The organism is Bradyrhizobium sp. 61, assembly GCF_023073075.1.
In the GTDB taxonomy this organism is placed as follows: domain Bacteria; phylum Pseudomonadota; class Alphaproteobacteria; order Rhizobiales; family Xanthobacteraceae; genus Bradyrhizobium; species Bradyrhizobium barranii.
Genome location: NZ_JADPIU010000030.1, coordinates 1 through 7,305, shown reverse-complemented (window position 1 = coordinate 7,305; position 7,305 = coordinate 1). Strand labels below are relative to the sequence as shown.

Below are 7,305 nucleotides of genomic sequence, written 5' to 3'. Positions count from 1 at the left end.
GCTGCATTGATTGCGAACTCGTATCCGCCCGTGAGGGACTCGCGTGGGCAAAAGAAGGCGTTGAGAAATATAGCAAGCTGATCGTCAAGCTTGAAGCTGAGCAACAGCTTCAAGCCGAGATGCTGGTAGCCACACGCTTGTGACCGAACAGCGTTTATGCAGGGGAGCGCGGAGAGCGTTGGTAGGGTCATCCCCCGCCAAATAATCAGCTTGCAGCATATGGGCTGAGCCGGGGGCAGAACCCGGCCCCTGCGACCAAATAGGAGGATGATGTGACTGAAACTGTCCTTGAAGAAACCCAGAAGTTGAACGGCAATATCGTGCAGACGGTTCGCCGTGCTGACGGAACTGAATATCAGCGCGAATATGCCTACACGTGCTCAATCTGCGGAGCGCCAGGAGATACTCCGTTCCCGACATGGGCCATTAGCTGCATGCGTAAAGGCTGCCGCGAAGGCGAAATCACCGACCGCGATTAGCCACATCCACACAGATGAGCAGGGAGCGATCATGGTCTCGATGATGCAAATGCAAACGTCCATGGCCCTTGAAGACGAGGGCATGAAGCAGGTCGGCTTGCCGCATACCGATCAAACGCCGATTCCGGGGCTTATGTTGTTCGTTGACGAGGGCCACAAGCGATTAGATCTCGTCCTGGGTGACGGGTCTGTGGTGGACATTCTCAATGTCTACCGGCTTGCCAACGAGTGCATCCGAAACTGGCACAAGGGTGGCAGCCTTCCGCAATTCGTCGGCGACTTCAAGCGCCTTACGCCACTGGCTGATGCCCTGAATGGTCGTCACCCTAATGGGCGATCATAAGCGAAACGTGAGGATGTGATGTACGCCCCTTGCTTTCCGATTCCAAACAATCCCGAGCCTGCTTGGCATAGGGTTCATCCGCTGAACCTAACGCATGCTGAATGCAACAAGAGATTCAAGGTGCGCATTTTGCAGGCGAGCGATACCGTTCCGGATGGTGCGTTCTATTGCTATTGGTGCGAACGGATCGATCAGGTTGAGGCTTACAGAACAAGTGCTGGGCAATCACCACCGTAGAGGTCGCCGGCATCGAGGGAGTTCGCGAAAGCGCCCGCCCAAGGTAGCCGGCAAAGCCGCCGGGAGCTAAGACCGGAAGAGGCGCAGTGCACGGCGCCCCAGAGGGTGGAAAGCCCTCACACAGTTGAAGCAAGGAGTATTGAAGACATGATCCTCAAAAGCCTGCCAATGCCACAAAGCCTCCCTATCGAGGTTCTAGAAGAGATGGCTAGATTGCAGTCGTCCCAGGAGAAAGCCATGTCCAGCGTCCCTCCCCGCATCACCAAGTTTCTCGAAGAGAACTTCCCGGCCGACGACAATCTCGCCGGCTACGTGATATGCATCGCCCGCCGCGACAAGACGATGACTGTTTTGCAAGGGCACGACAGCCCAGAAGTCCGCGATAAAGTCGGGGTAGCTCTCGCAGACCACATAGCGAAATGGCCCGAGATCGGCGACGTCCTCAAGGGGGCATAACCACTGTCCCTGAGGAAGCTCCCATGACCGTCTGGATTTACGTCAATACCAGCAAGCAGGTCGGAGACAAGGGCCACCTGAAGGTCTTCGCGACTGAGGACGCCGCTCGTGCTTGGTTTTCCGAGAACGACCCCGAAGGCGTGGCATTCGAGTACGAAGTCCAGTCTTGACCACCCTCCCCGCCCGCGGAATCATGCGGGATGGATCGCGTCAGGATAATCCGCCACTCGATTGTGCCGGACACAGGTAGCTTTGAGGTTCGGTTTTCTGACGGCCGGAAGTCGGTCTATTTTTACTGGGACGACATCCCCTCCCGTCGGCTACGCCCCGAGCAGGTTGACCAGGAGACCGCCAAGAAGCAGGCGCATGAGTTCGCGAGGGAGCAGAGCTCTTAGGCGCCGAGGCGCGGCTTATATGGTACCGCCGCCGACCCGAGATTAACCGCCAATGCAGTCCCCACCACGTTAACGGCTCGATCCGACGTGAACGTTCCGCGCGTTCCCAACTGCGTGTTGTTGGCGCCGCTGGCAAATGTCGCCGAAAATATCTGACGCGAATAGGCGGCTCCAAATGCCTTGCTGGTCATGGTCCCGCTGAGCAGGCGGAAGCCAAGGTTGGCTGTTCCAGCGGGGTCGAACGACTTCCCCGTCCATGCCATATTGGCGACCAGGCCATTGATCGAAGCATCGGCATCGCGCGTGACAATGCAGAAATCAGCGCTGGTGTCGCCGTCGCCACGGTCCAGGATGAGATGGTACGGCCGGCGGAAGCCTGCCACTTGTGGACCAACCACTTCTCCGGACTTGAACACGCGCGCGTAGCGCCATTGGGTGAGCGATGCCGCGAGCGTGTAGGTCTGGAGCTCGTTGACGTTGAACGGTGCAACCGTGTTCGGCGCCGAGCCGAAGAAATGGTAATAGCCGTCCGTCACGACCTTGAGCGAGGTTCCGCTGACAAGCAAGCCTTCGACGGCCTGTGCACTATCGAGCAGGAATCGATCGACGATCTGGTCCTTGGCGATGTCCCATGCAATCAGGATGCCCGGCGAGCCGTTAGCGCCGCTGGTCGTCCACAAATAACCCGCCGTGCCGCGCGATGTATCGACGCACAGATGATCAAGCGGCCCGCCCCAGCTGTTGAAGTCGGCCGCACCGATCACCACGCCAGCCAAGGTGATGAGCCAGACATCGCCGCTGTTTGCATCTCCGACCCAATGCCCCTGTCGAGTATCGTCCCACGTTAACGCGTTCGGAACGAATGACAGGGATTGCGCCGCGCGAGGCACGGAGCCGTCCCGATTCACGAAATAGATTTTCGCGCTGGAACCATCGACATAGGAGAGGCAGCGCAGTGACGGCGACGACGAAGTGACAAACGTAACGCCCTGCAAGCCGCCAACAGCCTCTGCCGCTGCCGCCTGCGAGACGAGGCTAGACCCATCGGCTGACAGCCGCACGATACTGATCGGCGTGCTCGTGCCGCCAGAGCCGCGCGAGTTGCCGAAGTTGCCGACCCAAATGTCTGTGCTGTCGGGGTCCTGGCAGAGCCCGGTACAGGTGAAGCCCTTCCCGACCTCCCCGCTGGGAATGTCCGGAAGCGCCTGCTTCGTGCCTACCGTCAGCGTCGATCCGTTGGAAAAGACATGCGGGATCGCTGCGCCAGTTCCGCCCGTGAGAAAGTTGAACTTGGTGACGTCCTCGGAAAAGGACATGAAGTTCGGGGGGCCACCCGCTCCCCCAAGGAGAGTGCCGAAGTACTTCCGGCCGTTCCGGCTCATGGCTCAGGCTACCGCGGAATAGACGGACGTGATGTCAGCGTAGACGGCGGTCGCGGTCGCGATCGTGAGCTGATAGGTGCCGGGCGGGACGTTGACGGTCTGGAAGGCGTTCGCGGTGAACGTGGCGCTCAACACAGAGACGTAGGTCGAGCCGTCGGCTGCCAAGCGTTTCAGGTCAACCGAGCCGCCGCCCCAAGTCGCAATGACGGTGATCCCGTAGGATCCGCCGTTCAGCTTGAACGTGGCCGGTGTGGCCGAGATGTTGGAAAACGCCTGCTGATCGTAATAGCCGTATTGGGTCATCGGAGCCCCTGGATCGCGAAATTCGCTTCCTCGGTGCTACCCCTGCCCGGTTAGTGTTTTTCTCACTGGCGTGTCTCGAGCAAGCGATCAAGCTTGGTGTCTGCCCGCCGCGTGTCCTCCCGGTATTCCTTCAGGAACTCCCGGAAGTCCTCCTTGCGCAGGAAGTTTTGCTCGGTGTGGAGTTTGCTCTCGTCCATCTGGCGCCGCAGTCCTTCAAGCGTCTCTTTGAACTGCTCGACAAGCAGCGAATTCCTCGCGTCGGCGTTCTCCGTGTTTTTTGCCATCGCCACTCTCGTTTCTTCGCGAAGCGCTGTTATTTTGCCGTTGTAATCGTCCTTGACCGCCTGCTTCGACTTCTCGCTGTTTCGTCCCCATTTCCAAATCCCGAGCGCCAGGCCGCCCAAGCCTGACGCAAGTGAAATTGCCGCATCGATGGCGACCTTCGCCCAATCAGCCTCAGCCATCGCCCCAGCGCCCGCCGTCGCTATCGTTCACGTCGATTGAAGAACATCTGACCGACCGCCATCACGCCGCCGGTCCCGAAAATGCCGGCGAGGATGACGCCCGCCCAGTCCGCCACTAACCCCTTGATCGTTGGTGTGAAGCCATAGGCGCCGTAGATCCAGAAGCAGACCATGTTGTCCCACAGGACAACCTTCCATTCGTAGACAATCCACGGGAAGGCGAATCCGCCCACGAGCCACATCAGAAACTTGCTTTGGCTGATGACGCGCAAGAATTCGACGCGGGTTTGCCCTTCTGCGACGACGCCGGTCACGAGCTGCTTGGCTACGTCAACATCTCCACCAACGCGCGCCGTGGTGATCTGGACCTTGGCGTCATAGTATTTTGAGACGAAATTGTTGATGCCGCCGGTGATCGCAGGAATAGCCTGGAAGAAAGCGAGGATCGCGGTAAGCATCACTCGGTCTTCCCGATGCCGCGGAGACGCGCCGCGATGGTGATGAACGAGATCGCCATCAGCACGTAGCCGAGCACCTTCGGGTTCGTCTGCAAGGCGTCCGTGATCTGCGTGCGGAGCTCGGGATCGCCGAGAGCACTTGCGATCGGGTCAATCCATTGCAGCGCCTGCCCGACCAGTTGCAGGGCGAGCCCCCAAACGATCGTGACGGAGCGGCCGCACACGGCCCAGACCTTCTGCCAGAAGCCATCAGCTTCGGCGTAGAATTCCTTGAGCTGGGGCAGCGCGCGCAGGACGGGGCGCAGGAACAGGGCGTAGCCCACGATGACCCCCGGCAGGACGGCGAAAATCAAGATCATTCGGATTGCTCCAGTGCAGGCGCGACAATGGCGGGGTGCGGCGTCTCCTCTTCGGGCTTTCGGGGCCAGAATTTCCACGCGAGGAAGATGGCGATCGCGACGCCCAGGCCGATGCAGAGCGCCACTCCGGGGTTAAAGCCGGCCTGTGTGGCCGCCGCCGTTCCCGAGACCGTACCGGTGACCACCGAAGTCGAGGCCTTCTTCACGGTGTTCGCCGTGGGCACGCCGGAGAAGACGCGCTTCTGCGCCTCGATCCAGTCGGCGTCCGGCGCCGGATACTGCTTGCCGGCCTCGTGCCAAGCCTGAGCCTTAAGGAAGGCGATTCCGGACGGCCCCTTCCAGAAGGCATCATCCATTACCGTCCCTTCGGTCAGGCCGGGGACACGCGCCTTGCAGAAGGCGATATACGAGGGGACTTCGTTGTGGCCCGACCAGATCGCGATCGCGTCCGCAAAGCGCTTGTTTCGGTAGTTCTTGGAGGTGCGCCACAGATCGAGCTGCGCGCAAATGCCCTGCACAAAGGTGGGGAAAACCGCGATGTTGTTGCCCTGCCCCTTGCCGTCGTTGAGCGTGACGGCCTGCTTGGCCGCGCCCCATTTGATGGCGAGGGCGCTGCCCCACATAGCGCCTGGATTTTTCGTCCTAATTGATGCTGGTTCCATGGAAAATCGACCTCGTGATGAGGGCGACCTTGCCGCGCTGCGGTTAGCGATTTTCTGAGGCGGCGGATTGCTCGATCAGGGGTTGCAGTGGTAATTAGGGACCCATGCGATGGGCGTGGGTCGCGGCAGCTCTAATAATTTCGAACTTGGCGACAGGCTATGTCGTCAAGAAGAACTCGCGCCCAAAGATCGACCCCTATAGCGACATGGCCCACGCCATGTCCGACCTTTCAATCTCTGACGGGCGATCCGTTGCGATCATCGGAGACAGCATCACTCGCCGCGCTAAATTCCCGGAGCAGATCTGCGGCTTACGCGTCGTAAACATGGGCATCGCTGGCGCACGGGCATCCGCCTTCATCCAGTACGCTGAGGAGATGCGAGACCGCGCCCTTCACACCAAACTCGTGGTGATCGCGCTCGGCAGCAATGACAGAGACCATGACGAGTTCGTGGCTTCAATGACCATGATGCTGCACAGACTTCCGCAGACTTCCTTGGCCCTAGCTACGACGTTTCGGAAGGATGCCGAAATCAACCAAACGATTCGCGCATTGTCGGACCGAGACGGCGCAACCATCATAGACATGACGGGCTCGGGGATCAGAACAGATGATGGCAAGCACCCTTCAGACGATGAGCAGTATCGGCTCTGGACGCTTTTTATGACGCAAGAAATAGAGCGCATTCTTGGCTGCTAGATGATCCGCAGCAGCTTGTTCGCGATGATGGTGGGCTGGACGTTATTGTGCGCCTGCCCCCCCGTATTGGTCGATGTGACGGCGATAGAGTTTGTTCCGCTGGAGCTGACACCACTTGAAAATCCCACGCCATCTATGCCGCCATGGCTCCCGGCACCGGCGTTAGATGAACTAAGGCCCGTGGCCGTTACGAGATTGCCCGGATTGCCGAACACGCTGATTGAATTATTGCCGCCGGAAGTGATTCCAGCGGGCGTTTGAGCCAAAGTTAGCGTGTGGCTTTCACTGCCACCGACTGCACCAAGAGAGGTCGAATTGCCGCCAAAATAGCTCGATGTCAGGCGAGTTGCGCTTGCTTCCTTCATTGCAACAACGCGGCCGGTAAAGTCAGGCACGTTGAACGTCGTCGAGCCGTCTCCCGTGCCATAAGTGGTGCCAACCAAGCTGAATAGTGTCGCATACGTGGTGCGGCTGATCGCTTGGCCGATCGGGAAAACGAAATTGCTGCTTGGCACAGCAGAACCGATAAAATCCACGAGCCCGCCAATCGGGACAGTGAAGGGGAGCTGATAGAAGTCCTTCAGGCGCCAAGTGTTGCCGGAATTGTAGTACACGAGCGTGTAAACGCCGCCGGTCAGCAGCGTGGCGCTCGGGACAGGCGTGCCGGACGAGGCCGTATCAATGATGATCGGATCCGCACCAAGGCTATCGACGTTCAGGGTTGGCGCGGGGCCATTGGTCGCATGAATGGTCAATGCGATCTCAGCGCCATCCATCAGCGCTTTTGACGTGAAGACTTGGTTTGACGACACCGTATAAGCAGTCGAAGTGCCGCCAGTAATGAGGGCACCGGACGTGTCGTCGCGGAACTTCGCCGCGGCCGCCATCATACCGCGCGTGCCGTCGTTCAGAGCGCTCGGGGCCATGCCTTCCGGAAACGGACAGGTCGAATCCGCCGTGCCGTTGTTGGCGGCCGTCTTGCTCCATTTCCAGAACGTCATGCGCGGGCCCTCAGTGTGGGCCCTTTTTGCGGCTGCCGCGTTAGCCGTTCGTAACGGGGGCTAGG

The 7,305-nt window shown here is 59.5% G+C and carries 12 protein-coding genes; 5 read left to right on the top strand and 7 right to left on the bottom strand.

Going from position 1 to position 7,305, the window contains the following annotated elements; genetic code table 11:
• Positions 1-272: 272 nt before the first annotated feature.
• The 4 genes from IVB46_RS10235 (at position 273) to IVB46_RS10220 (ending at position 1,685) form a co-directional block, all read left to right on the top strand.
• Complete coding sequence (locus tag IVB46_RS10235; protein ID WP_247342687.1) at positions 273-479, top strand: hypothetical protein; 207 nt, start codon at positions 273-275, stop codon at positions 477-479.
• 31 nt (positions 480-510) lie between these two features.
• Entirely contained in the window at positions 511-822 is a 312-nt protein-coding gene (locus IVB46_RS10230; protein ID WP_247342684.1) for a hypothetical protein, read from the top strand.
• A gap of 384 nt (positions 823-1,206) precedes the next feature.
• A complete protein-coding gene (locus IVB46_RS10225) occupies positions 1,207-1,515 on the top strand; it encodes a hypothetical protein (RefSeq protein ID WP_247342679.1) in 309 nt (102 codons plus the stop codon).
• Between the two features lie 23 nt (positions 1,516-1,538).
• Positions 1,539-1,685, top strand: a complete 147-nt coding sequence (locus tag IVB46_RS10220; protein ID WP_247342676.1) for a hypothetical protein — start codon at positions 1,539-1,541, stop codon at positions 1,683-1,685.
• A gap of 221 nt (positions 1,686-1,906) precedes the next feature.
• Here IVB46_RS10220 and IVB46_RS10215 read toward each other — a convergent pair whose 3' ends face one another.
• The 6 genes from IVB46_RS10215 to IVB46_RS10190 all read right to left on the bottom strand — a co-directional run bounded on the left by IVB46_RS10215 (position 1,907) and on the right by IVB46_RS10190 (position 5,499).
• Complete coding sequence (locus tag IVB46_RS10215; RefSeq protein ID WP_247342673.1) at positions 1,907-3,226, bottom strand: hypothetical protein; 1,320 nt, start codon at positions 3,224-3,226, stop codon at positions 1,907-1,909.
• A 69-nt stretch (positions 3,227-3,295) separates the two neighbouring features.
• Positions 3,296-3,595 (bottom strand): hypothetical protein, encoded by a 300-nt coding sequence (locus tag IVB46_RS10210; protein ID WP_247342670.1) that lies wholly within the window; start codon positions 3,593-3,595, stop codon positions 3,296-3,298.
• Between the two features lie 62 nt (positions 3,596-3,657).
• Positions 3,658-4,059: a hypothetical protein gene (locus tag IVB46_RS10205; RefSeq protein ID WP_247342667.1), complete on the bottom strand. Its 402-nt coding sequence runs from the start codon at positions 4,057-4,059 to the stop codon at positions 3,658-3,660.
• A gap of 20 nt (positions 4,060-4,079) precedes the next feature.
• Positions 4,080-4,517, bottom strand: coding sequence for a hypothetical protein (locus IVB46_RS10200; protein ID WP_247342664.1), 438 nt, complete (start codon positions 4,515-4,517; stop codon positions 4,080-4,082).
• Positions 4,517-4,876 carry a hypothetical protein gene (locus IVB46_RS10195; protein ID WP_247342661.1) on the bottom strand — a complete coding sequence of 120 codons (360 nt, stop codon included), beginning with the start codon at positions 4,874-4,876 and terminating at the stop codon, positions 4,517-4,519. The genes IVB46_RS10200 and IVB46_RS10195 overlap by 1 nt, the downstream gene beginning before the upstream one ends.
• Complete coding sequence (locus IVB46_RS10190; protein ID WP_247342658.1) at positions 4,873-5,499, bottom strand: hypothetical protein; 627 nt, start codon at positions 5,497-5,499, stop codon at positions 4,873-4,875. Before IVB46_RS10190 ends, IVB46_RS10195 begins: the two co-directional genes overlap by 4 nt.
• A 185-nt stretch (positions 5,500-5,684) precedes the next feature.
• Between IVB46_RS10190 and IVB46_RS10185 the strand changes: the two genes are divergently transcribed.
• The gene (locus IVB46_RS10185) at positions 5,685-6,239 is read left to right on the top strand and encodes a hypothetical protein (protein WP_247342655.1); all 555 of its coding nucleotides are present in this window, start codon (positions 5,685-5,687) and stop codon (positions 6,237-6,239) included.
• Here IVB46_RS10185 and IVB46_RS10180 read toward each other — a convergent pair.
• Complete coding sequence (locus IVB46_RS10180) at positions 6,236-7,240, bottom strand: tail fiber protein (protein WP_247342652.1); 1,005 nt, start codon at positions 7,238-7,240, stop codon at positions 6,236-6,238. The genes IVB46_RS10185 and IVB46_RS10180 overlap by 4 nt on opposite strands.
• Positions 7,241-7,305 lie beyond the last annotated feature (65 nt).